General features: G+C 72.8%; 12 protein-coding genes. 3 read left to right on the top strand and 9 right to left on the bottom strand.

What is annotated here, in order from left to right:
• Positions 1-2: 2 nt before the first annotated feature.
• From ACTWQF_RS12875 to ACTWQF_RS12840, 8 genes are all read right to left on the bottom strand, one after another.
• On the bottom strand, positions 3-428 hold the full coding sequence (locus tag ACTWQF_RS12875) for a roadblock/LC7 domain-containing protein (protein WP_443279454.1): 426 nt from the start codon (positions 426-428) through the stop codon (positions 3-5).
• Positions 425-3,238, bottom strand: coding sequence for a nitrate- and nitrite sensing domain-containing protein (locus ACTWQF_RS12870; RefSeq protein ID WP_443279453.1), 2,814 nt, complete (start codon positions 3,236-3,238; stop codon positions 425-427). Before ACTWQF_RS12870 ends, ACTWQF_RS12875 begins: the two co-directional genes overlap by 4 nt.
• A 575-nt stretch (positions 3,239-3,813) precedes the next feature.
• Positions 3,814-8,790 (bottom strand): hypothetical protein, encoded by a 4,977-nt coding sequence (locus ACTWQF_RS12865; RefSeq protein ID WP_443279452.1) that lies wholly within the window; start codon positions 8,788-8,790, stop codon positions 3,814-3,816.
• 72 nt (positions 8,791-8,862) lie between these two features.
• Entirely contained in the window at positions 8,863-9,747 is an 885-nt protein-coding gene (locus ACTWQF_RS12860; RefSeq protein WP_443279451.1) for a hypothetical protein, read from the bottom strand.
• A gap of 19 nt (positions 9,748-9,766) precedes the next feature.
• Positions 9,767-11,305: a hypothetical protein gene (locus ACTWQF_RS12855; RefSeq protein WP_443279450.1), complete on the bottom strand. Its 1,539-nt coding sequence runs from the start codon at positions 11,303-11,305 to the stop codon at positions 9,767-9,769.
• Positions 11,306-11,425: 120 nt separating this feature from the next.
• Positions 11,426-12,124, bottom strand: coding sequence for a GntR family transcriptional regulator (locus tag ACTWQF_RS12850; RefSeq protein ID WP_443279449.1), 699 nt, complete (start codon positions 12,122-12,124; stop codon positions 11,426-11,428).
• Between the two features lie 170 nt (positions 12,125-12,294).
• On the bottom strand, positions 12,295-15,921 hold the full coding sequence (locus tag ACTWQF_RS12845; RefSeq protein WP_443279448.1) for a hydantoinase B/oxoprolinase family protein: 3,627 nt from the start codon (positions 15,919-15,921) through the stop codon (positions 12,295-12,297).
• Between the two features lie 106 nt (positions 15,922-16,027).
• Positions 16,028-17,506 carry a HEAT repeat domain-containing protein gene (locus ACTWQF_RS12840; RefSeq protein ID WP_443279486.1) on the bottom strand — a complete coding sequence of 493 codons (1,479 nt, stop codon included), beginning with the start codon at positions 17,504-17,506 and terminating at the stop codon, positions 16,028-16,030.
• Positions 17,507-17,808: 302 nt separating this feature from the next.
• On the opposite strand from ACTWQF_RS12840, the gene ACTWQF_RS12835 reads away from it, so the two are divergent.
• Positions 17,809-19,386 (top strand): PP2C family protein-serine/threonine phosphatase, encoded by a 1,578-nt coding sequence (locus tag ACTWQF_RS12835; RefSeq protein WP_443279447.1) that lies wholly within the window; start codon positions 17,809-17,811, stop codon positions 19,384-19,386.
• A gap of 136 nt (positions 19,387-19,522) precedes the next feature.
• Here the strand turns inward: ACTWQF_RS12835 and ACTWQF_RS12830 are convergent, their stop codons facing one another.
• A complete protein-coding gene (locus ACTWQF_RS12830) occupies positions 19,523-21,103 on the bottom strand; it encodes a DNA-binding protein NsdB (RefSeq protein WP_443279446.1) in 1,581 nt (526 codons plus the stop codon).
• Between the two features lie 248 nt (positions 21,104-21,351).
• Here ACTWQF_RS12830 and ACTWQF_RS12825 point away from each other — a divergent pair, with 248 nt between their 5' ends.
• The gene (locus ACTWQF_RS12825; RefSeq protein ID WP_443279445.1) at positions 21,352-22,554 is read left to right on the top strand and encodes an aminoglycoside phosphotransferase family protein; all 1,203 of its coding nucleotides are present in this window, start codon (positions 21,352-21,354) and stop codon (positions 22,552-22,554) included.
• A 233-nt stretch (positions 22,555-22,787) separates the two neighbouring features.
• Positions 22,788-24,854, top strand: a complete 2,067-nt coding sequence (locus ACTWQF_RS12820) for an N-acetylmuramoyl-L-alanine amidase (protein ID WP_443279444.1) — start codon at positions 22,788-22,790, stop codon at positions 24,852-24,854.
• Positions 24,855-24,905: the final 51 nt, after the last annotated feature.

Below are 24,905 nucleotides of genomic sequence, written 5' to 3'. Positions count from 1 at the left end.
GGTCAGTCGGCCGGCGTGCTGCGTGTCGGGGTGCCCAGATGTACCCCGACGCGCTTGACCAGGAGCGTCATCTCGTAGGCGACCTGGCCGACATCGGCTTCGGCGTCGGTCAGGACGGCCAGGCAGCTTCCGTCGCCGGCTGCCGTCACGAAGAGGAACGCCTCCTCCAGCTCGACCACGGTCTGCCGTACGCCGCCGACCCCGAAGTGCCGGCCGACGCCCTTGGCGAGGCTGTGGAACCCGGAGGCGACGGCCGCCAGGTGCTCGCTGTCCTCCCGGGTGAGTCCCTCCGAGGCGCCTCTGGCGAGGCCGTCCCCGGAGAGCACGAGCGCCTTGCGGATACTGCCGACGCGCTGGACCAGCTCGTCGAGGAGCCAGTTGAGCTCACCGCTTCCGGCGTTGTGCGATGCGGCGTTCGGTGCGGTCATCGACCGTCCCCTCCCGGTGTTGTTCCTGGTGCTGACTCCCCCGCGTCGTGCGGCGGTTCGCTCTCGCGTCTGCCGCGTTCCCAGCCGCGCTGGAGGGAGGCCATTCTGCTGCGCACTTCGTCGGCGTCGCGATCGTCGACGTCGGGCGTGCTGGATCCCTGGGTGCCCGACTGAGCCTGCGGCATGCGGGTGTTACCGGTTGAGGTCTCGGCCTTGAGCTGCGGCGCGAGGCTGGCCTGCCGCACCCGGCGCGGCAGGCCGCCGACCCGGCCCTGCGCCGGCTCGGACTGCGCTGACGGCTGCTCCGCGTCCCCGGCGGTGCCCCCGGGCCTGGCGCCGGACCCCGGCCGGGGCCCGGACTCGGTCTGGGCCCCCGATTCGGTCTGGGGTCCCGATTCGGTCTGGGGCTCGGGGTCCGCCCGGCGGGTCGTAAGGGGCTTGCGGCGGGGCAGCGGCGCGCGGCCGCTGTCGCTGGTGCGTTCACCGGTGGACCGGCGGTCCGGGTCGACGGTGCGCCCGTTGTCGGAGACCAGCACCGGAGCGCCGGGACGGCGGCGGGGCAGCGGTGCCGGGCCGCCGGTGCCGGACTCGCTGCCGTCGCCCGGCTCGGAGCCGGTGCCCGGCTCGGAGTGGGCGTCCGTGCGGGCGGCGGGAGGGGCTTCGTCCCGCGTCTGCTGGTGCTGCTCACCCGTCGGTGCCACCGAGGCGGACGTCGTACCGTGCTCGCGCCTGCGGGGCCCGCCGTGGCTCTCCCGCGAGGTGCCGGTCTCCCGGGAGGCGCGGGGCTCCTCCTCCAACGGGGCCTCCAGTTCGACGGGCCCGTCCAGCGGACGCGCTGACTTCCCTCCGGCCTCGATGGCGGTACGGCCCGGCCCGCGCTGGTCCCCGTCCCGGCCGGGGGCCTCGTCCCGGCCGGGGGTCTCGGTGAGGACGGTGCCGGGGATGAGGACGACGGCCGTGGTGCCGCCGTAGGGCGAGGGCTGGAGCGAGACGCGTACGCCCTGGCGCTGGGCGAGCCGTGAGACGACGAACAGGCCGAGCCGGTCGGTGTCGGACAGCTCGAACTCGGGCGTCTCGGCCAGCCGCAGATTGGCGTCCAGCATCGCGTCGGCCGTCATACCCAGACCGCGGTCGTGGATCTCCAGCGTGAAGCCGTTGGCGACCCGCTCCCCCAGCACCTGTACGGCGGTGTGCGGCGGGGAGAACACCGTCGCGTTCTCCAGCAGTTCGGCGATCAGATGAGTCAGGTCGGCGACCGCGGCGCCGTCCACGGCGAGCCGGGGCAGCCTGCGGACCTCGATCCGCTCGTAGTCCTCGACCTCGGCGACGGCGGCCCGTACGACGTCCATCAGCTGGACGGGCTTGCGCCACTGCCGGGAGGGCGCAGCGCCGGAGAGGATGACCAGGCCCTCGGCGTGCCGGCGCATCCGGGTGGTGAGGTGGTCCAGCTTGAAGAGGTCGGCGAGTTCGTCCGCGTCCTCGGTGCGGCGCTCCATGGCGTCGAGGAGGGTGAGCTGGCGGTGCAGCAGCACCTGGTTGCGGCGGGCGAGGTTGACGAAGACCTCGGAGACGCCGCGCCGCATGTCGGCCTGTTTGACGGCGGCTTCCACCGCGGCCCGCTGGAGGGTGTTGAGGGCCTGGCCGACCTGCCCCATCTCGTCCGAGGGGTACTCCAGCCGGGGCGACTCGGTCTCGACGTCCACCTTGTCGCCCGCGGCGAGGCGGCGCATCACGCTGGGCAGCCGTTCGCCGGCCGACTCGTTGGCCTCCTTGCGCAGGGTGTTGAGATCGCGCACAAGGCTGCGGGCGACGCGGATGGAGATGACGAGGGAGGCCAGCACGGCGAGGAAGCCGAGCACTCCGGCGGCTGCGGCCTGGACGAGCACCCGGGTGGCAACGGGGTCGACGCGCTTCTGGAAGCGCTTCTGCGCCTGCTCTCCCATCTTCTGGAGGTCGTCCAGGACCGTGGCGTTGCCGAGGTGCCAGCGCTCCTCGCCGATCGGCCCTTCGGTGGTGCGGGGTCCGGCGGCGATGACGGCGTCCTCGTAGCTGCGCAGGGTGCGGCCGTCGCTGCTGTTCCAGTAGTTCTCGAAGAGCTGCCGGTCCTCGGCGGGAAGCGAGGGGAGGTTGCTCTCGTAGGCGATGTTGCGCTCGGCGACACGGTCGGAGAGAGCGCGCTGGTCACCCCGGGTGAACTGGCCCGCGGCGTAGGCAGCGGCCATCAGCGCGTCCTCCCGGGAGAGGTATTCACGGGCGCGGGACAGGCCGACGAGGGCGCGGCCCTGCTTCTCCAGATCGACGTCGTCGACGGCGCTGAGCGAGTCGACCAGCGCGTAGGCGGGGTCGATGAGTTCGTTGTACGCCTGGAAGGCGCCGCCCCGGGTGACGGTGTTCTCCTCGACGCGCTCCCGCAGCCTCTTCATTCCGTCCAGCGCGTCCAGGAAGTCACCCAGCCGGGCCTTGGAGTCCGGGCCCAGGTCGGAACGGATGCCGCTGTCGGACGCGTTGCGGCGTACGACGGCCACCTTGCGGTCCGTGGTGGCCTGGAGCTGGTGCAGGAGTGTCTGCTCCTGGCTGTTACCCGGATCGGCGACATGCACCATGATCTGGAGGCGTTCGCGCTGGATGGCCCGGACGGCGTCCTCCGTCGGGTTGCCGATCTTGCGGGTTATCTCGTCCAGCCGCAGCAGGCTGTTCGCCTCGACAGCGGTGATGTAGGTCGCGAAGCCCCAGATGGACAGCAGAGAGACCAGCGGCACCAGCAGCAGTACCACGATCTTCCGGCGGATGGACTTCCCGCGAAAGCGCATGGCCTCCCCTACGTCTTCCCCAGCGCACGGGGGCGTGTACCGACAGCAAACGGCGCGAGCTTACTACTGAGGCGCTGGCAACTCGTAGGTTTGCATGAGCCTCCGAACAGGCAGTCCAGGGTGCCTCATCCCGAGTTGTCCGTCGATGCCCTGCCGGACGTTGGAAGTCTGTGGCACAGCACACGTTTACGGAACCGTGCGAGGATCGGGGGGTAGTGAAGGGGGAGTGAAAAAGATGTATGCGAAACCCCGGCTGCCGGACCCGGTGCGGGCGGCGGCAGTTCGGGCGGTGATCATCGCCGCACTCACGCTGGTGCAGCTCATGGTCGCGTTCTTCTGCTCGCTGGCCGCTGTCTGGCTGGCGTTCCCGATGGTGCTGTCCACCATCGGCAGCACCGTTGTGGCGACCTGGGCCGTGCTCGACGTATGGATCACCCGGCAGGTGTGGGTGCAGCGGAACGGGGTCCTCTCGGAGCCCAGCAGCGCGGCCAGACGACGCGCGGCGGCCAACCGCCGTCACACGCCGCACGCCGGTACGGAACGAGGCGCTCCGGCACCGGGCGCGGCGCGCGACGTCACGAGCTCGGGGAGTGTGCCGCGTCCGGCGCGTCACCCGGCGGATGAGGGGCGGGAACGTCCGGCCGGGCATCCGAATCCGGCGGCTGCGCAGGCGGTTCGTCGCGGACAGCGGGCGGATTCTGCTCGGGACGGCGGAACATCCGTGTCGCGGTGATCTCACCGTGCACAGCGGCCTCGCCCTCCTCGGCCTCGGGCTGGGGCAGGCCGGGCCGCAGATGCTCCTCCACGCTGATGTACTTCAACCCGGCGCGCAGGTCCGCGTCGTTACGCAACCGGATCACCAGCGGGAACTCCGCCAGCGCCGTGGTGTCGAACAGGCCCGTGGTGTAGAGGAGCTGGACGCCCAGCGCGTCGGCCACGGCCCGCTGCAGCTCCAGCAGATAGGTGGCATTGGCCCGGCCGATGGGGTTGTCCAGGAAGAGGGTGCCGGCGTGCCGGTGCTTGTCGTGGCCCCGGTCGTTGCTGCGCAGCGCCGCCATCGTGCAGTACAGGGCGATCGCGGCGGTCAGCAGCTGGCCGCCGGAGAAGACGTCCCCCATCTGCCCGACCGGGACCCGCTCGGCGCGCAGCACGGCGTCCGGCTTGAGGATCTCCACCGAGACGCCGCGCGGCTGCAGTGCGGCATGCACCCCGCGCAGCAGCAGCGTCATCCCGTCGCGGCGCAGGTCGGAGTTCTTGCGGACGGCGGCGCGGGTGGCCTCGTCGATGACCTCGCCCAACCGCTCGGTGAGCGTGGCCTGGTCGGGGTCGTCGAAGCGGATGCGCAGGAACTCCTGGCCCGACCACTCCCCCAGCCCTTCCGGCAGCCGGGAGAGCCGCTGCGCCGAACGCAGCGTCGTCAGCGAGGACTCCACCAGTCCGCGCAGCCGGTCCACGATGCTGTCCCGGTTGCGCTCCAACTGGGCCAGCTCGTCCGTCAGTACGCGCAGCCGGGGCGCGAACGCAGCCGCCCAGGCAGCCGCGTGGTCCGGCAACGCGGAGGCCGGCAGCTCGCGCACCTGTTGCCGTGCCGGAGTGCGGACCTGTTCGTAGCGGCTGGAGTTGGCATGCCGTACGAGCACATCGCACGCCTCGCGCACGGACTGCTCGGCGGCGGAGAGGTCGGCGGCGCAGCCGCGCAGTGAACGCCGCGCCTCGGCAGCCGCCTGCCGGGCCTCGGCTGGGCTGCCCGCGTACGGCTCGGGGGGCTCCTCGCCCTCCTGCTCCCCGGGCGCGGGGGCGGCCGGTTCGCGGAGCAGGTCGCGGAGGGTGGCCGCGGTCTCGTCGAAGCCGCCGGCGGCGTCCTCGGCGGCGGCGTGGGCGCGCTGGAGCGCGGCGTAGGCGTCGCGTGCTGCTTCCAGTTCGTCGCCGCGGGCCGCCAGTTCGGCGTTGGCGGTCCGCAGCAGGGTCTGGGCCTGCGCGGCGTCGGCCGGTACCAGGTCGTCCGGGAGTTCGGTGTGGCGGTCGCCGTCTCCGGGGGCCAGCCGCTCGGCCTCGCCGCGGAGCCTGCCGAGCTGCTCGCTGGCGTCGGAGTTACGGGCCTCCAGGCGCTGGACGAGCGCTTCGGCGCGGGCCGCCGCCGCCTGTCGGGAGGGGCCGTCGGCGCCGTCGGGACCTTCCAGCAGCTGGGCCGCGCGGGTGCGCACCTTGTTGCTGAGCCGGTCGAGCGCCGCCTTGGCCGCCGACTCGTCGCCCTCGGCACGGGCCTGTTCGGCGCGCAGGTCGGCACCGACGCCGACCTTCTCGTACAGCTGGGAGGCCGACCGGTACGCCTCGCGCAGGTCCGGCAGGGAGGAGGTACGGGCAGGCGGGGCGGCGGACTTGTCACCGGGGGCCGCCGAATCGTCGTCGGCCGGCTCCGGGTCGTCGGATACGCCCGCGATCTCGGCGCGTTCGGCACGCAGGGTGCGGGCCGTGCGGTGGGCGTCGTCGGCCGCACGCTGGGCCGCGCGCCGGTCCTCGTCGGCCGAGCGCGCCCGCTCCAGGCACTGTTCGGCATGCTCCTGCGCGGTGGCCACGTCGTCGGCAAGCTCGCGCAGCCGGGCCTGCCACGTGGCGCGCTCCCGCAGCCGGAAGGCGAGCCCTGCCAGCGCGTCGGCGCTGCGGCGGGCGCGCTGGGCTGCTTCCTGGCGCTCGTCCCGGACCCGGGCGGTCTCGGCGGCCTGCTCGTCGGCCTCGGCGCGGGCCTCGCGCACCTCGGCAAGGTGCTGCTGGGCCACTTCCGCGGCCTCCCGGGCCTGCGCCGCGGTCTCGGCGAGCTCGTCCAGCCGGCCTTCGGGGCAGCCGCTGCGCCAGGAGGCAAGCCGGGCCGCCAGCGCCCGGTCGGCGGAGAGCCGCGCCGCCAGCGCGCGGATCTCCTCGTCCCGGGCTGCGGCGCGTTCCCGCAGCCGGCGGCGCTCGTCGTCGGCCGCGTGCTCGTCGTGCATTGCCGGGTTGGGCGGTACGAGGAAGACTCCGGACTCTCCCCCGCTGTCCGGCGCCGGCGCGGGGGCGAGCAGCGCGGCGGAGGTACCGACGGCGACGGCCGAACGGGGCAACAGCGCGGCGCCCGCCAGCACTTCACGGGCGCGCGCGTGGCTGTCGGGGTCGGTGATGATGACGCCGTCGACCAGTTCGGGCCGCGCTGCGAGCACCGCGGCGTGGTCGGCGGGGTCCACAGCCTGGGCGAGGTAGCGCCAGCCGGGCAGCGCGGGGACACCGTGCTCGCCCAGGTACTCGACGGTGGCGGTCACATCGGGGCCCGGGGGGAGCAGCCCGCCGTCGCCGAGCGCTCCCAGCATCCGCGAGTCGTCCGCCGCGGCGGTACGCAGCTCGAACAGCTGCCGCTCGGCGGCGGCCACCCCCTCGTCCAGCAGCTCCTGGAGCGCCTCTGCGTTGCGGTCCAGCTCCTCGGCGGTGAGGGGGCCCTGGGACGTGGACGCTGTCCGGTCGGGGGCCGTACGGGGAGCCGGCCCGGTGCCCGGCACGGCTCCGGCTTCCGGGGCGCCGCCCTGGCCCGGCACGGCGCCGGTGCGCCGGACCGGCTCGGGGTCGGCGTCCGCCCCGGGGCCCCGTACGTCGGAGGTGCTGCCCGCGCCGCGCTGGCCGGGGAGCGTGGCCCGCGTCGCTCCTGCCGGGCCCCCGTCCGCGTTCGGGGCACCCGGGCGGCCGGTGGGCAGCCCGAGCAGTTCGGCGAGGCGCTCCTCGCCGCCGAGGGCTCCGGCGGTGGCGCCCTCGGCCGTGTACGTACTTCCGGCGGCCTCGGCGGCGTCCGCGGCGCGTGCTGCGGCAAGCTCGGCGCTCGCGTGGCGGCTTGCCAGCTCGCGGGCCCGCTCGGCGCTGCGGGCTGCCGCGTCACGCGCCGATTCGAAGGCGGCGACGGCGCTCTTCTCGGCGTCGCTGGCGGCCAGCGCGGCGCGTGCCGGGTCGGCGTCCGGGTCGCTGTCGTGCAGCCAGCCGGCGCGTACGGCTTGGTCCATCTCCTGCTCCACCTCGGCGAGGCGCTGGCGCAGGTGTTCGGTCTCGCTGCGGGCGCGCTGTGCCTCGGTGGCGGCGGCCGTGGCGTCCCGGTGGGCGCTCTCGCTCTCGGTCTGGAGCGTGGCGGAGCGCTCTTCCTGTTCACCCGCGATGCGTTCGCTGTCCTCCGCCGCGGCGTTGAGGGCTCGTACCAGCGCGGTGGCGGCGTGGGCGCGCGCTGCCAGCGCGGGGGCCGCGTCGCGCTCGGCCTCCCGGATGGCGGCGGCGACCCGGGCCGAGCGGTCGGCGGCCGTCCGGTGCGCGAGCACGGTCTCGGCAGCCTGCCAGGCGGAGTGCAGCGTCCGTGCCTCGCTCAGCTCACGCTTCTGCGCCGCCGCCGACTTCTCGGCGGCGGCCAGCGCCAGCGAGGCGTGCCGGTAGGCCAGTTCGGCGGCGATACGGGAGGCTCGGGTGCGGGCGTCCTCGGCTGCGGTGACCGACTCCCGTGCCTGCTCCAGCTGTTCGGCCAGTTCGGCGGCGCGGCCGCGCTCCTGGGTGCCGCGCGCCGTCAGCCGGTGGGCGAGGTGACGGGTGCGGCGCTCGGCACCGGCGTGGATCTCCCTGGCGCGGGCGCGTGTCTCGGCGGATTCGGTGATGCGGTGCAGATGGTCGAGGGAGCCCGCGGTGAAGTCGCGTTCGGCGGTCAGCTCGGCGCGGCGGCCGAGCTTGTGCGCGAAGCCGTGTACGAGGTCGGCGAGGCCGTCGGTGTCGCGGGTGTCGGTGACGGCGCGCAGCAGCAGGTCGGTGAAGTCCGAGTCGTTCTTGACCGCGAACAGGCCCGCCGCCTCACCTTCGTCGGCGTTCATCTCGCGCTGGTAGCGGAAGAGTTCGGGGTCGAGGCCGAGCGTGGTCAGATGTTCGTTCCAGCGCTCGTGGATCTCCTCCCAGACCACGTCCAGGTTGGGATACGCCTTGCCCGTCTCGGTCAGTACGTCGCGGAAGCCCTTCATGGTGCGCCGCCTGCCGCGCGCGGAGGACGCACCTTCCGCACGGGGCCGCAGCGCCGCCGACTCGGCGACGGGGAGGGAGTCCAGGGACAGACCGGGGCCCGGCCGGAACGAATACCATGCCTCGGCGAACTTGCGCGGGTCGCCGGAGACCTGGCGGCCACGCCACTCGCTGACCTTGCCGACCACGATCGTCTCGCCGGTCCTGGTGTGCTGCCACTCCAGGGCGACATGGCCGCAGTCGTCGGCGAGCAGGAACTTACGGAGCACGCCCGAGCTGGCGCCGCCCAGGGTGTTGCGGTGCCCGGGCAGCATCACGGAGAAGATCAGCTTGAGCAGCACGGACTTGCCGCCGCCGTTCTCCAGGAAGAGCACACCTGCGGGCGCCGGGCGGCAGGGCGGGCCCTGCGGCTCCTCCTCGAAGAAGTCCGCCTGCGTGGGTGCCGGGCTGGGCACGGGCTCGCCCACTCCGCGCAGGTCCAGCACGGTGTCGGCGTAGCGCGCACCGGCGGGCCCAATGGAGTAGAGGCGGATCCGGGACAGCTCGTACATGGCGGCGGGGCTCTCGTTGGTGGCGTGCGGTGGGCGGGGTGCGGGGTGGCCCGCGGCTTTCAGAAGTGGCCGTCAGGAGTGGAAGGGCAGTCCGGCGTCCGGCGCCAGCTCCTGATCGTCGCCGTCCGGCGGCGGCAGCAGGCTGGCCGTACCGTCCGAGACCGGGACGACGCCCAGCTCCAGCAGCTCGGCCATGGCGGCGCTGCCCGCCATGTCACGGACCTGCAGCTGGTAGCGCGCGGTGGTGCGGTAGGTGCCGCCCGCGTCGTCGCCGGTGCGCTGGAGGAACCCGGAGTCGGCGAGGAAGGCGACGGCCTTGGCGATGATGCCGGTGGTGGAACCGGCGAGCCTGCGGGCGTCCTTGGTGGCGCCGGTGGAGCTGCGCCGTGCGTAGACCCGCCAGGACGCCTCCAGCCCCGGTGCGTCGGTGGCCGGGTCGGTGTTCTCGCCCTCGGCCTCGGCCCGCTCCTCCAGCTTGCGGCACGCCTGGCGGACGAACGAGTCCACGCCGTTGACGGTGATGCGGCCGATGTAGCCGTCGTCGGCCAGGTCCTCGGGGCGGGGGAAGGCCATGGCGGCGCAGGCCAGATGGGCGAGGCCGTGCAGGAAGCGGTCCGTCGAGTCCGCGCCGGCCCGCCGGGCGTAGTCGCCCATACGGACCGCGAAGACGGAGTCCTCGGCGGCGGCCAGCGCCATGCCCGCGCGGGTGGAGACCTCAAGTACGACAAGGCCCAGGCCGGTGGCCACGGCGTCGGCCAGCCGCGCGAATGCCGGTTCCTCGCGGTAGCGGCGCAGCAGTTCGGTGTACTCGGCGTCTCTTGCGGGGGCGAGCTTCGGGTGCAGGCCGAACGAGACGAGGCGGGCCGCGTCGGCCGCGTCCGCGGGGGTTACCGGGTGTGCGGGGCTTCCGTTGCCGACCCCCTCGTCCGGGTCGGGCTCCGGTGCGAAGTCATTCATGGTTGCTCCAGTTCACGCATCACGCCGCCTCCGTTCGGTCGGCCGCCATCCCGGCCGCGTCCAGCAGTGCCGTGCCCACGATGAGGTCGGCTCCGCCGAATTCCGGGTCGTCCAGCGGGGTGCCGTCGTCCACGGCGAACAACAACCGCTGCTCGCCCTGGCGATACGCCGTGCCGACAGGCGGGCTCGCGGCGTGGACGGCCAGCAGCGCGATGAGGTACGGCAGCTCCGGGTCGCGGCGGCGGGCATCGGCCAGCAGCCCGGAGAGCCGGCGGGGCGCATCGGGCGGCAGCTCCAACAGCTCCATGGCCGCCGCCAGCTGCTCCTCGCTGAAGCGGCTGTCGTCAGGCGTGGCGATCAGATCGGGTTCGGGCATCTCGGCGCCCAGATGCTCCCGTGGTGCGGGCGGGGTCAGCAGCATGTCGGTGAGGTCGCCCAGCCGTACGGCGCCCGGCGTACGCAGCCCGGTGCCGCGGGCGAAGAAGGCGTCCGTCACGCGCGCGGCCTGCTCCAGCGGCAGCGGCAGTACGGGCGCGAGAAGCTGGCCGTACAGGTCGAGTCCGGCGCGGGCGGCGGGCGGCGCGAAGGACTGGCGGTCCTGTTCGGCACGGAAGAGCGGGCCGGCCTCCAGCAGCCTGGACTGGAGCTGGGTGTGGCGGCGGATGCAGTCCTTGACGATGTCGACGAGCTCGGCGGCGCGGCGCTTGTGATCGGGGCCGCGTTCGGAGGCGGCCTCGTCGCGCGCCTTGCGGATGTTGGTGAGGATGGCGTTCTCGTGGCGGTAGCGGTCGGCGACATGGTCGAGGGCTTCGCTGATCATGTCCGGGACGGCGCTGAGCCAGTCGACGGCACGGACGTCGCGCCGGGTGGCCTCCAGGGTGCGACGCAGCGTCTCGGCGTACTGCACCGTGCGGTAGCGGGCCTGTTCGGCGGCGAGCTGGGCGTCGGCGAGACGGCCGCGGCTGATGAGGACCTCCAGCTTGACCTCGGCGGCGATCTGGGCGCTGGTGACGTCCGTGTCCAGCGCACCGACCAGGACGTTGACGGCCTCGTCGGTGGTGCGCAGATAGACGCTGCCGCCGGGCCCCGGCACCTCCTCGATGAGCTTGAAGTCGTAGCCCCGCCGTACGTAGGTGCCGTCGGGGTTGAAGGTGCCGTAGACGGCGCGGAAGCCGCGGTCCACGCTGCCGACGTTGATCATGTTCTCCAGCACCCAGCGCGCCACCCGTTCGTGCTCGGCGGGATCACGGGTGGGGGCCTGGGCCGCGACGCGGGGCAGCAGCTTGGCGACGATCTGTTCGTGATCGGCGCCGGTGTCGAAGTCCATCTGGAGCGTGACCAGGTCGATGGCGGCCAGCGCCAGCTCGGCCATCTCGTAGGTGCTGTACTCCCCCGCGAGGTTGGCCTTGCGGGTGTCGAGGTCGTGCAGCGGCGCCGTGCAGGCGAGCGCGCGCAAGCGGCGGGCCAGGCCCTCGTCGGCCGCGGGGCCCGGGGCCGGGGAGGGTGCGGATACACCTGTCCTGGCCGGGGTGCTCGTCGTGGTGGCGCTCTCAGTCACGACGGACACATTAAGCGGTCGCACTGACAAGATCCGAAACGGCACGGTTGTCGCGATCCGGGACGGTTGCCACGGTTCGGGAGGGCCGCCGAGGACGGTGTGCCGCTCGCGCCCGACCGGTCAGCGTAGCTGGCGGGCGTATTCCTCGGCGAGCTGGTGCCGGGAGTCGTCGAGGTAGACGGCGAGCAGCCGCTCGGCGCCGGGCGCGTCGCCGCGCTGGAGCGTACGCAGGATCTGCTCGTTGCGCGGCAGGTAGGGCTCGTGGAATCGGCGGGGGTTCTCCATCACGTGGAAGACGAGCCGGAGTTCGGCCAGCACTCCGCGCATCATCTCGTCGGTGCGCGGGCTTCCGGCCAGCTCGACGAGCCCTTGGTGGAAGTGCATGTTGGCCGTGCCCAGGTCGCGCCAGCGCTGCTCGGCCGCCGCGCGCCGCCCCGCCGCGACCGCCGTCTCCATGGCCGTCATGTCCGGCGGCGGACAGGGCGGCGCCGCCAGCTGCCGCAGCGCGGCGCACTCGACAAGGCGGCGGACGCGGTAGAGGTCCTCAAGGTCCTCCACGGTGAGCTTGCGGACGAACATGCCGCGGTTGAGCTCGTGCACCAGCAGCCGCTCGTGGGTGAGCAGCCGGAACGCCTCGCGCAGGGTGTTGCGCGAGATGCCCAGCGCGTTGCCTATCTCCTCCTCCGCCAGCCGCATGCCGGGCCGGAAACCGCCCTCGATGATCCGGGTGCGCAGGATGACCGCCACGCGCTCCGCCGTGCTGGTGCGTCCCAACCGCCCTCGATCTTCGCTGAGTTCCTCCAGCACGTTGTCGCTCATGGCCGAAGTGAACCGCAGTTCCCAGAACGAGACAACAACAGGATTGCGGAATCGTTCAACAATCCTCTACTTTGCCGCTAAGGGACAGTGACTACCTACGTCATCCCAACTGCGCGCCACGGCCCGCGTGAAGCGGCGCCCAGGGGACCGACGGCGCGATACGGGGCGCGTCAGCCGGGAGGTGGCGGCGACGGCGGGGTGCCGTAGCCGCCACCGCCCGGGGTGTGCAGCACGAGGGCTTCGCCTGCGCCGAGTTCGGCCACGTCACGCCCCGCCAGTTCCGTACGGGTACCATCCGCGCCCTCGACGACATTGCCGCCCAGCGCGCCCGGACAGCCACCCGCCATGCCGTACGGGGCAACACGCCGGTGTCCCGTCAGCAGCGCAACGGTGACCGGTTCCAGGAAGCGCAGCCGCCGCACCACTCCGTCCCCGCCGCGCCAGCGGCCCGTGCCCCCGCTGCCCCGGCGCACATGGAAGTCCTCCACCCGCACCGGGTAGCGGAACTCCAGCACTTCCGGGTCGGTCAGCCGCGAGTTGGTCATATGGGTCTGCACCGCGTCCGCGCCGTCGAAGCCGTCCCCCGCACCGGAGCCGCTGGCGACCGTCTCGTAGTACTGGACACGGTCGTTGCCGAAGGTGACGTTGTTCATCGTCCCCGAGCCCTCTGCCTGGACGCCGAGCGCGGCATAGAGGGCGCCGGTGACCGCCTGGGAGGTCTCCACGTTCCCCGCGACCGTTGCGGCGGGGTACACGGGCGCCAGCATCGAGCCTTCCGGGATACGCACCTCCAGCGGCGCCAGACAGCCGCTGTTGAGCGGGATGTCGTCGGCCACCAGCGTCCGGAAGACATACAGCACCGCGGCCGTCACCACGGAGCGGGGCGCGTTGAGGTTGTCGTCCCGCTGCGGCGAGGTGCCGGTGAAGTCGAGCAGCGCCGTACGGTTCTCGCGGTCCACGGTGACGGACAGCTGGATGACGGCGCCGCTGTCCGTCTCGTACGTGCAACTGCCGTCGCTCAGCCGGGTGATGATGCGGCGTACGGACTCCTCCGCGTTGTCGCGCACGTGCCGCATGTAGGCCTGTACGACATCGAGACCGAACTGGTCGGTCATCTTGTGCAGTTCCGCGATGCCCTTCTCGTTCGCGGCGATCTGGGCACGCAGATCGGCGAGGTTGGTGTCGGGGTCGCGGGAGGGGTGGCGGGCTCCGGTGAGCAGGGCGCGGGTCTCCTCCTCGCGCAGCTTCCCGTCGCGCACCAGCAGCCAGGCGTCGAACAGCACGCCCTCCTCCTCGACGGTGCGGCTGAAGGCGGGCATCGAGCCGGGGGTGAGGCCGCCGATCTCGGCGTGGTGGCCCCGCGAGGCGACCAGGAAGAGCAGCCGGCGGCCCTCCGCCTCCCCGCCGCCCTCCTGGTCGAAGACCGGCGTCACCACGGTGATGTCCGGCAGGTGGGTGCCGCCGTGGTACGGGTCGTTGACGGCGTAGACATCGCCAGGACGCATCTGTCCCGCAGTGCGCCGCAGCACCTCCTTGATGGAGTCGCCCATCGAGCCCAGATGCACGGGGATGTGCGGTGCGTTGGCGACGAGATTGCCCTCGGGGTCGAAGAGCGCACAGGAGAAGTCGAGCCGCTCCTTGATGTTGACCGAGTGCGCCGTGTTCTCCAAGCGGACGCCCATCTGCTCGGCGATCGCCATGAAGAGGTTGTTGAAGACCTCCAGCCGCACCGGGTCGACCTCGGTGCCCGCCGCTGACACCGCCTCCCGCGCCTGTACCCGGGTCAGCAGCAGATGTCCGTGCGGATCGGCCCCGGCAGCCCAGCCCGGGTCCACCACGGTGGTGGCGTCCGCCTCCACGACGACCGCGGGTCCGGTCACGCGCTGCCCCGGACGCAGCTCCTCCCGTCGGTACAGCGGAGTGTCCTGCCACCCTCCGCCCGTGAACATCCGCACCATGTCGTGGGGTTCGGGACTGCCCTCGCCCGGCTCGGGAGTGACCGGGTGCGCGCTGACGGGTCCCGCCGCGCCGGTTGCCTCCGCGACGGCGGTGGCGACCACCAGCGGCTTGTCCATGGCGAAGCCGTAGCGCGCCCGGTGCTCGGCCGTGAAGTCCTGTGTCATCCGGTCCGCGCCGCCCAGCGGGACGGTCAGCGTGGCGTCCGTTCCGGCGTACCGCAGCTGGAGCCGGGCGGTCGTCCTGATCGCCTCGTCCGGAATGCCGTCGGCCCGCAGCTCTTCCCGGGTCTGCCGCTCCAGCCGGGCGCACAGGTCGCGCACGTCGGCCAGCCGCTCCTCGGCCAGCTCGCCCTCGACGGACTGCTCCCGCAGCGCGGTGGCGTCCGCCACGCCGATCCCGTAGGCGGACAGCACCCCGGCAAGCGGCGGTACGACCACCGTGCGGATGCCCAACTCGTCGGCGACCGCGCAGGCGTGCTGACCGCCGGCGCCGCCGAAGCTCGCCAGCGCGTAGCGGGTGACGTCGTGGCCGCGCTGCACGGAGATCTTCTTGACGGCGTTCGCCATGTTGAGCACGGCGATCTCCAGGAACCCGGCCGCGACCTGCTCGGCGGTGCGCCCGTCGCCGGTCTCCTCGGCGATCCGGGTGAAGCCCGCCCGGACCGCCTCGGGGTCCAGCGGCTGGTCGCCCTGCGGGCCGAAGACGGCAGGGAAGTGCGCGGGCTGGATACGGCCCAGCATCACATTGGCGTCGGTGACGGTCAGCGGGCCGCCACGCCGGTAGCAGGCAGGCCCGGGGACCGCGCCCGCCGAGTCGGGGCCCACGCGGTAACGGGCACCGTCGAAGTGCAGCACCGAGCCGCCGCCGGCCGCCACGGTGTGGATGTCCATCATGGGCGCCCGCATCCGCACGCCCGCCACCTGCGTCCCGAACACCCGCTCAAGTGCACCTGCATAGTGCGACACATCGGTGGACGTACCGCCCATGTCGAACCCGATGACCCGCTCGTGCCCCACCTCGGCGCAACTGCGGGCCATCCCGACGACACCACCGGCGGGGCCGGAGAGCACCGCGTCCTTGCCCCTGAAGTGCCCGGCCTCGCGCAGCCCACCGTTCGACTGCATGAACATCAGCCGGACGCCGCTCAGTTCGCGCGCCACCTCCTCGACGTAGCGGCGCAGCACGGGCGACAGATAGGCGTCCACGACGGTGGTGTCTCCGCGCGACACCAGTTTGATCAGCGGGCTGACCTCGTGCGAGCAGCTCACCTGCGCGAACCCCGCCGCACGCGCGAGGCGGGCGACCTCGCGCTCGTGCGCGGGATGCCGGTAGGCGTGCAGCAGGACGACGGCAACACTGCGGAAGCCTGCGCGGCGCGCCTCGCGCAGCTCGCGCGCTGCAGCTTCCCGGTCGAGCGGCTCCACGACGGTGCCGTCGACGCCCATCCGCTCCGGGAGCTCCACGACACGGTCGTAGAGCGCCTCGGGCAGCACGATGTGCCGGTCGAAGATGCGGGGCCGGTTCTGGTACGCGATCGTGAGGGCGTCCCGGAAGCCCCGGGTGGTGACCAGGACCGTCGGCTCGCCCTTGCGCTCCAGGAGGGCGTTGGTGGCGACGGTGGTGCCCATCTTGACGGCGTCGATCCGGTCGGCCGGCACGGGGTCCCTGGGCGGTACCTCCAGCAGTCTGCGGATCCCGGCGACCGCGGCGTCCTGGTCGGGCCGCCCCGGATCGTGGGACAGCACCTTCTCGCTGACGAGCGTGCCATCGGGCCGCCGTCCGATCACATCCGTGAACGTCCCACCCCGGTCAACCCAGAACTCCCACCGACCAGCCACTCTCCAATGGTGCCTTCGGCAGGCCCCACCGCAAGATGAAGCCTTCGCCGAGAACCGTCGGCTCAGCGGCGGCCGGCCTCAGGCGGTCGGGGTCAAACAGCCGGCGTCAGGCGGGCGGAGTCAGGCGGCCGCGGATGGCGGTCTGGACGCCGGCCTCCTCGGCCGGATCCGCGGCGAGCCGCCGAAGGCGCTCCACCACGCGCGCGTCACCCGTCGCGGCGCACTCCGCGGCAACCTGGCGGGTGGTCTCCTCGCAGTCCCACAGGCACTCGATGGCGAACCCGGCGGGGAAGGACGGATCGGTGGCGGCGAGCGAGCGTGCGGTGCGCCCGCGCAGCTGGGAGGAGGCGGTCTCACGGTAGATGTGCCGTAGCACCGGCGCCGCACAGCTGATGGACAGCCGCCCGGCGCCGTCCACGAGCGGCCACAGCGCGGCGCTGTCGGGGCCCTCCAGGCGGATGGTGCGGCGCAGGGCCGCGAGAACGGCGTCGGCGTCCTGCTCGCCGCCCCGGCAGGCGAGCATCTCGGCGGCGACGGCCGCCAGCCCTGGCGGCAGGGCTCCCTCGGGCGCTGCGGCCCAGCGCCTGGCCCGCTCCAGCGCGGCCAGTGAACGCATACGGGCGAAGGAGGAGAGCGCGGCGCCGGCGACGGTTCCCGCGGGGTCGGCAGCGGCCTCTTCGATGAGATCCAGCACATCGGGATCGTTGTGGTCGGCGAGGTGGCGCAGGGCCGCAACCCGCGCGGCCTCGTGCGGGCCGCGTGCGGCGGCCAGCAGCAGCGGCCGGTCCTCGGGCCCGGCGACGGCGGACAGGCAGCGGGCCGCGGGTGCCTCGCGGTGCTGGCGGGGGTGCTGTTCGTATCCGTCCTGGGCCCATTCGAGGATCTCGCGCACGCTCCACCCGGGCCGGGGTCCGGGGGTCCGCAGCTGGCGCTGCCAGCGGTCGAAGGAGCGGCACTCCTGGGCGCGCCGCAGCCGGTCGGCCTGTCCGGGGTGTGCGGAATCCTCCGCCCACAGCCGCCAGGGGCGGGGCTCGAAGGCGTCCCGCGCGGCTTCGGCGAGCTCGGCGTCGCCCTCGGGCGTCTTGGGGAAGCGGGCCAGGATGGCGGGGCCCAGCGGGCGCAGCCCGGCGTCGTCGTCCCGGACGGCGAGCTCGTCCAAGGCCCACTGCCAGTTGGTGCCGGTGGTGGCGTAGCGGCGCAGCAGCCGCAGCGGAGCGTTCTCCTGCCAGCTGTCGCCCTGCGCCGTGGCGTAGGAGGCGAGGTGGCCGAGGACGGAGAGCGCCAGCCCGGTGCGGACCTCGGCCTCCTCGGGGGTGCTCAGCAGGTCGGCGGGGTCGAAGAGGTGTGCGGCGATGTCGTCGAGCCCGGCGTCCAGCTCCCTGTGCAGACGGGCGTAGTACAGGGAGCGGTGTTCGACCTGCCAGTCGCGCCTGGGGTCGTGCAGGACGCAGTGCCGCAGCGCGCTGAGCGCTTCGGCGCGCGGCGCCGCAAGGGCGTGCAGCGTCCCGTCGCCGCGGCCCCTCTGGAGGAGGCCGAGCAGCGTGCCGCTGGGCGCTATGTCTGAATCGACGGAATCGACGAACATAAGAGTCAGCATCCGGTGCGGGGTATTCGGCTGGCAACGGGATTTCCGTTGCCCGGCATTCTTGCCGGTGACCGCGGTTCTACTCCTGCGTTTTACCTTTCGGAGCGAGGGCCCGGTCAAGAGCTGGAGCCTACCCGGAAGCAAACATTCCGCCGCACCCGGCGACCCCAGGGGCGTATGCCGACGACCCGCATCGACATATGACAGCAGCACCACCGCATCGAGTGTGGCCGAATCCCTTACGGTCAGTCGCGGGCTGTGCCACAGTCGTAACCGACTCTCCCCCCGTATCGGAGCTCTCTATGGCTTCCCACCTCCATGCGGACCGCTCATCACCGCAGCCGCCGGACCGCGGCACACTGGACGCTTTGATCACCCAGGCACGCACCCTGCGCGGCGGCCTCGACGCCGTGCGACGAGGCGCAGGAGGAAGCGGGAGCGAAGGGGGCGAACCGGACCCAGGGGTCTCCGGTGCGGACCCGCGCACGCGGTGGCAGCGCGCGCTCTGCGAGCTGGCCGTGCACCAACTCGACGACCTCGGCAGCCAGCTCGACCAATTACGAGAGGGCATGCCCCCCGAGGCCCCCCGGGCGTGGCCGTCCGCCGACCAGCCGCCCGGGAAGGCCACGGCGGAGACGTCCGGCGCGGCCTACGGCACCGCCGTGTCGCCCGGCGAGGGACCTGCCTCCGAGCTGGTCGGCCGGGTCGGCAGCGCGGAGTGGAACCTGCTGACGGACGCGGTGTCCTGGTCGCCCGAGCTGTACCGGATCTTCGGCAGGACCGCGGAGGACGGCCCCCTCTCCCTGGACGAGCTGCCCTCCTGGGTGGTCCCTGAGGACCAGACCTCGCTCGCCACCGCGTTCACCGGCTGTCTGGTGGACGGCCGGGCGATCGACCAGGAGTTCCGTCTGGTACGGCCCGACGGCGCGGTGCGCACGGTCCACATGGTCGGCGAGCCGGTGCTCGACGACGACGGGGGCACCGCCTCGATGTGGGCCGTGGTGCGGGACGTCAGCGAACTGCGGCGCAGCGAGCACGCGGTGCGCGAGACGCGGGACTCGCTCCAGCGCGAACGGCACATCGCACAGACCGAACGCAGGCTCGCCGTCGAGCTGCAGGAAGCCGTACTGCCGCCCTGGCGCGGCTCCCTCCGGTTCCCGCACGGCGACGAACGGACCACCGGCGCACTCGATCTGGCGGCGCACTATCTGCCGTCCGCGTCCAGCGCATTGATCGGCGGCGACTGGTACGACGCGATGGAACTGCCGGACGGTGCGACGCTGCTGACGGCCGGCGATCTGACCGGGCACGGTGTCACCGCGACCTCCGGCATGGCGATTCTGCTGGGCGCCGTCCGCGGGATAGCGCTGGCCGGTGTGGAGCCGGGCGCGCTGATGGGGCATCTGAACCAACTGCTCGACTCCTCAGCTCAGCCGTCCCTGGGCAGCGCCGTGTGCTGCCGCTACGAACCGCGCTCGTGCACCCTCACCTGGGCGCAGGCGGGCCACCCGCCGCCGCTGCTCTTCCGGGAGGGCGTCGGAAGGGTGCTGCGGCGCCCGGAGGGTGTGCTGCTGGGCGTCACTTCCGGGGCGACGTACGGGCAGCGCACCGAGCAACTGGAGCCCGGCGACCTGCTGGTGCTGCACACCGACGGACTGGCGCCCGACGACGCTCCGGGGACACCTCCGGGCCGCACGACAGGCGAGGGCGCACCCCGCCAGTCGGCGCTGCACGCGGGCAGCGTCCGCATGCTGGGCCTCGCCCCCCGGTTCGGCGCGGCCGGCTCGGCGCAGGAGTGCGTCCGGGCCGTCGCCGAGGAGTTCGCCGACAGGGAGCGTGAAGACGATGCCTGTGTCCTGGTCGCCCGCGTGACCCTGTGACCCGGGTGCGGCCCCGCCGAGTCGTACAACCGTGTGCCCCGCCGAGTCGCGAAAACCGGTGACATGAGCCAGTGAGCCGAAGCGGCCGTCAGGGGCCCCTCCGGCTCACTCCACCTGCTCCTGCGTCACCCGGGCCTCACACGGACCTGGCCCCCTTGGGTCCTGTCCCCTTGGGGCCTCGCGCACCGTGGATGTCCCGGACGTCGCCGGGTGCGCGCTGCAGCTCGTCGGCATCCTTGAGACCCCGGCCGCTCCGGGAGGGCTTCGGTGCCCGGGGCAGCGCATCCTGGATCTCAGCGCGCAGTTCCCCGATCTTTCCGTGTTTGGCGTACTTGCCGGTGAGCCGGTACATCTCACGCAGCCGGTCCCAGGTGCGGTGCGAGGAGTTCTCGTTGATGGACAGCAGGGCGAGGCGGGCGTAGCGGTCGGCCTGCTCCGGGTCGTCGGAGATGAAGCAGGCCGAGGCCATCGAGATGTAGTCGAAGATCTGGGAGCGCTGCCGCCCCTCCTCGCGGAGCGCCAGCGCCCGTTTGGCGTGCTGCTCCGCCGTCCGCGCAGCGACCGGCTCGTGGTCGGCGAGCGTACGGAAGGCCAGCGCCTCCATGCCGTGCAGATCCGCCTCGTCGAACATCTGCATCCAACTGGGCGGCGGCACATCGCCTTTGTCCGAGGCGAACAGCTCCTCGGCCCGGCCCAGGGTACGGCGCATCTCCTGGCCCCGGCCCATGGAGGCCTGCGCCCACGCCTCGATGGTGCTGAACATGGCCCGGGTGCGGGGCAGGGCTTCGTGGCCGGACCCGGACTGGGCGAGCAGCACCAGGTCGAGGGCGTCGTCGGGACGGCCCAGGTGCACCATCTGCCGGGCGGCGCGGGAGAGGGCCTCGCCCGCACGCGGCCGGTCGCCGCCCTCCCGTGCGGCGTGCGCGGCGATGATGAAGTACTTCTGGGCGGTGGGCTCCAGTCCCACGTCGTGCGACATCCAGCCCGCGAGCACCGCGAGGTTGGCGGCGACGCCCCACAGGCGGCGTTGCAGATGCTCGGGGTGGTGGTAGGAGAGCATGCCGCCCACCTCGTTGAGCTGGCCCACCACGGCCTTGCGCTGAAGGCCGCCACCGCGTGCGGCATCCCAGGCGCGGAAGATCTCGACGGAGTGCTCCAGCGCCTCGATCTCCTGGAGCCCCACCGGGGCCGCCTCGTAACGGTCGTAGGACGAGTGGCCCGCCGGGACGGCGTGGGCCCCTCCCCCGGCGCTCTGCGCGGAGGCCCCGGCCGGGTCCGCGCCGAGCCAGTTGTGCATGGCACTGGTGAGTGCCGATCCTGCGGCGAGCGCGGCGCCCGCACCCACCAAGCCGCGTCGGTTGAGCATGAGGTCCATTCCCGTGAATTCGGTGAGGACCGCGGCGATCTGCCCGGACTGCAGAGGCAACCCTTCGACGGGCTCCCCCTGAGCTGTCTGTCCCGGCCTGGTGAACCCGAGGTCCTCGATGGTCACGACACGGCCGAGTCGCTCGGTGAACAGGGACGCCAGCACTTTGGGCACCGGGTCGCGCGGAGTCTCCCCCGTGTCGATCCAACGCCGCACCCGTGAGGTGTCCGTCGCCAGTTGCGCGTACCCCATCGCCGCCGCGTGCCGGTTGACCAGCCGGGCGAGCTCGCCCTTCGACCAGCCGGCGAGGGCGAAGAGGTCCGCGAGGCGTGCGTTGGGTCCCTTTTTCACGTCAAGCCCCCAGGTTCTCGGCTGAATTGACAGTAGCTTCCGTACGACGCGGTACGGCGGCCCCGAGAGCATTCGCCAGGGTTCGCCAGGGTCCGCCAGATGGTGTGCCACCCGCGCCCGGGTGTCCTGTAGGAACGCGCCACCCCGGTCGTTCTGTCCGGCCCCGCATTCCCCAGGGTGCTCAGGTCCGGGCGGACAGCCGGGGCGGCGCGGAAACCCGTCGGCACACGAAGGGATCTCGCGCGCCCATGTATTCAGCACCATCCCCCGTGTCCGTGCAGCGCCGGCCGCGTGCGGCCCCCGCGCCGCAGCCATACGGAAGGGGCCCGGCAGTGCTGGCTCCCGATCCGTCGCGCGATCCCGTGCGCGTACCGGGCCCCTCCGGGCCGCACGCCGGCGCACGCATGGATCTTCGCGCGCCCGGTACCGTGTCCCAACCCGTCAGCGGGAGGCTGGACTTGTCCGGCCCGCAAGGCGCGCAGCTCCGTGCCGCCATCGCCTCGATCCACCGGATCTGCCCGGAGTTCACTCCCGTCCAGCTGCTCCGCAGGCGGGGACGCTCGGTACTGCTGGCCGGCACTGCGGGCCGCAACACCGTGATCGCCAAGTGTCTGCTGGACCACTCCCCCGCCTGGGCCGAGCGTTTCCAGCACGAAATAGCGGCATACCGGGCCTTCGTGCGGCACCGTCCGCCCGTGCGGACCCCGCGGCTGATCGCGGCCGACCCGGACACCTGCACGCTGGTGATCGAGCGGGTGCCCGGCAGGGTGGCGGCGGCGCAGCGGCACCCGTTCGAAGCCCCGCCGCGTACGGATCTGCGGGCCGTGATCGGCTCGTTCCGCCGGATCAACCAGTGGGAGCCGCCGCCCTCGATGTTCCAGCGCCCGCTGGACTATCCGGCGCGGCTGACCCGCTTCCACGAGCAGGGGCTGCTGACCGACCGCGATCTGGGCGACCTGCAGAAACTGCTGCACGGACTGGCGCAGTCCGGCCGTCCCGGCGGCAGGCGCGGTGTGGCCTGGCAGTTCTGCCACGGGGACGCCCTGCTGACCAACGTCATGCTGGGTCCGACAGGCCCCTCACTCGTCGACTGGGAGCACGCGGGCTGGTATCTGCCCGGGTACGACCTGGCGTCGCTGTGGGCGGTGCTCGGGGACGCCCCGCTGGCGCGCCGCCAGATCAGCCAGCTCGCACAGGCGGCCGGGCCCGCTGCGCGGGACGCCTTCCTGGTGAATCTGATGCTGATCCTCACCCGGGAGATCCGCACCTACGAGATGGCGGTGCAGCGCACCATGCGGGAATCCTCCCCGCAGGTGGCGGCAGAGGCCGCCGCCGCGGTCCGGGCGGGTGGGGTACCGACGGGCGAGGAGCAGCGGCTGCTGCTGCGCAGGCTGCACGACGACTGCGCGACTGCGCGGAAGGCGGTGCGCGCTGCGGTTGGCACCCGCTGAATCCGGATCGGTCACCCGTCCGGGTGTGTCATCGGCGGCGTCACCGGTCTGCACCGGTGACGCCCCGGGTGTCCGGCACGCCTTGCGGCCAGGGCGACGTGCGCTGTTGCCCCGCGTGCCCGCGCCGGAAAGTACCCACCGTGCGGAGTGATTGACGGATCGTCGGCCAGTGGGTACGTCTGAGGACTGCTCGCGCACGTGATCCCACGGCGCCCCAGTCCGAGGAGGCGGCATTGCCACGATCCTTCCGTGACCACGACAGCACCCCTGCCGACGACGGCCGCAGCGACAGACGCCGCACGAGACGCGGCGACAGACGCGGCGACAGACGCACTGCGGGACAGGCCACCGGACGTTACGTCCGTCGTGCGGTGGTCGGCGCGGCGGCAGCAGCCCTTGTGGTTCCGCTGCTGGCGTCCAGTACGCAGGCGACCGCGGACCAGCCCGGCCACGACGCGCTCCAGCAGCAGTTCACGGCTGCCGCCGACCGATACCACGTACCTGAGAAGCTGCTGCTCGGCGTCTCGTACCTCCAGTCGCGCTGGGACGCGCACCAGGGGGCGCCCAGCGTCTCCGGCGGCTACGGCCCCATGCACCTCACCGACGCCCGCACGGCGCTGGCCTCGTCCCGGCAGCAGGGACACGGCGGTACGGAGGACGCCAGGGGCGACAGCGCGCGCCCTGCCCGCGTCGCCCGCGAGGCCGCGAAGCCACAGCTGAAGGGGAAGCCGCCGGCCCGGCTGCGGACGCTGGAGCGCGCCGCACAGCTGACCGGGCTCTCCCCCGCCCGGCTCCGCTCCTCGACGGAGGCGAACGTGCGGGGCGGCGCCGCCCTGCTGGCGGACGCGCAGCGGCGGCTGGGACATCCGCTCAGCGCCGACCCGGCCGACTGGTACGAGGCCGTGGCCGCGTTCCCGGGCGGCGGCCGGGGCAGCCCCAACTCCACGGCGTTCGCCGACGAGGTGTTCGGCGTACTGCGCACCGGCGAGCACCGCACCACCGACACCGGCGAGACCGTCACTCTCGGAGCCACGCCGAAGCTGCGTACCCCGCAGACGTCCGAACGGGCACGCCGCGCCGGCGGCGGAGCGGAGTGCCCGCGGAGCGTGGACTGCGAGTGGTATCCGGCGCCGTACGAGAAGTGGACCGACGACAACGGCGAAGAGGACTACGGCAACCACGACAAGGCGCGGCGGCCCGAGTCTCAGAAGATCGACTACATCATCGTCCACGACACCGAAGCGACGTACGAAACGACGCTCGATCTGGTCACCAACCCCAAGTACGTCTCGTGGAACTACACGCTCCGGTCGTCCGACGGACATGTGGCGCAGCACGTGCGCAACAAGGACGCCGCCTGGCACGCCGGCAACTGGTACGTCAACTCCAAGTCGGTCGGGCTGGAGCACGAGGGGTTCCTGACCGACCCTGACGCCTGGTACACGGAGGCGATGTACCGCAGTTCGGCGCGGCTGGTGAAGTACCTCGCCGAGCGGTACGACATCCCGCTGGACCGGCAGCACATTCTGGGCCACGACAATGTGCCGGGGTCGACCACGTCCGGCATCAAGGGCATGCACACCGACCCGGGGCCGTACTGGGACTGGCAGCACTACTTCGCGCTGATGGGCAAGCCCTTCGCCCCCAAGGCGGGGCCGGCGTCGGGCGTGGTGACGATCCGGCCAACCTACGACGAGCACAAGCCGGTGTTCACCGGGTGCGAGTCCGCGGGCAAGCCCTGCCCCGAGCACGGCTCCTCCGCCGTGCGGCTGCACCAGGCGCCGGACGCCTCCTCGCCGCTGGTCAAGGACGTCGGGCTGCGGCCTGACGGCTCGCCCTCGACCACCGGAGTGAACGACACCGGTGCACGGGCGACCACCGGTCAGCAGTACGCGGTCGCGGACCGGAAGGGCGACTGGACGGCCATCTGGTACCTCGGCCAGAAGGCGTGGTTCCACAACCCGTCCGGCCGGCCGACCGCCGTCCCCGGGCGGGGCACCGTGATCACACCCCGCGCCGGGCGTGAGGAGATCCCGGTGTACGGGCGCGCCTACCCGGAAGAGGCCGCGTACCCCAAGGACGTGCCGGTGCAGGCGCTCTCACCGCTGCCGTACAAGGTCGCGGCCGGACAGCGCTACGTGGCGGGCCTGAAGACGCCGGGCGAGTATTTGTACGCCGTCACATACGACCCCGACGCGAAGAACTTCCAGGTCGTGCGGGGCAAGCAGCGGTACTACCAGATCCAGCTCGGTCACCGGGTGGCGTTCGTGAAGGCGGAGGACGTCCGGGTGCTCCGCTGACCTCGCGGGGCGGTCGGCACGCGGTGCCGGCCGCCCTCGCTGCGTGCGCTT

Source organism: Streptomyces sp. 8N114, from assembly GCF_052245835.1.
Taxonomy (GTDB): Bacteria; Actinomycetota; Actinomycetes; order Streptomycetales; family Streptomycetaceae; genus Streptomyces.
Note: the sequence above shows the minus strand (reverse complement) of the source record. Positions and strands in the feature narration are given on the sequence as shown.

Excerpts from the sequence above, each read along its gene's own strand:
- ACTWQF_RS12860 (WP_443279451.1), bottom strand. The coding sequence starts at position 9,747 with ATGAATGACTTCGCACCGGAGCCCGACCCGGACGAGGGGGTCGGCAAC.
- ACTWQF_RS12865 (WP_443279452.1), bottom strand. The coding sequence starts at position 8,790 with ATGTACGAGCTGTCCCGGATCCGCCTCTACTCCATTGGGCCCGCCGGT.
- ACTWQF_RS12840 (WP_443279486.1), bottom strand. The coding sequence starts at position 17,506 with ATGTTCGTCGATTCCGTCGATTCAGACATAGCGCCCAGCGGCACGCTG.
- ACTWQF_RS12835 (WP_443279447.1), top strand. The coding sequence starts at position 17,809 with ATGGCTTCCCACCTCCATGCGGACCGCTCATCACCGCAGCCGCCGGAC.
- ACTWQF_RS12825 (WP_443279445.1), top strand. The coding sequence starts at position 21,352 with ATGTATTCAGCACCATCCCCCGTGTCCGTGCAGCGCCGGCCGCGTGCG.
- ACTWQF_RS12850 (WP_443279449.1), bottom strand. The coding sequence starts at position 12,124 with ATGAGCGACAACGTGCTGGAGGAACTCAGCGAAGATCGAGGGCGGTTG.
- ACTWQF_RS12870 (WP_443279453.1), bottom strand. The coding sequence starts at position 3,238 with ATGCGCTTTCGCGGGAAGTCCATCCGCCGGAAGATCGTGGTACTGCTG.
- ACTWQF_RS12875 (WP_443279454.1), bottom strand. The coding sequence starts at position 428 with ATGACCGCACCGAACGCCGCATCGCACAACGCCGGAAGCGGTGAGCTC.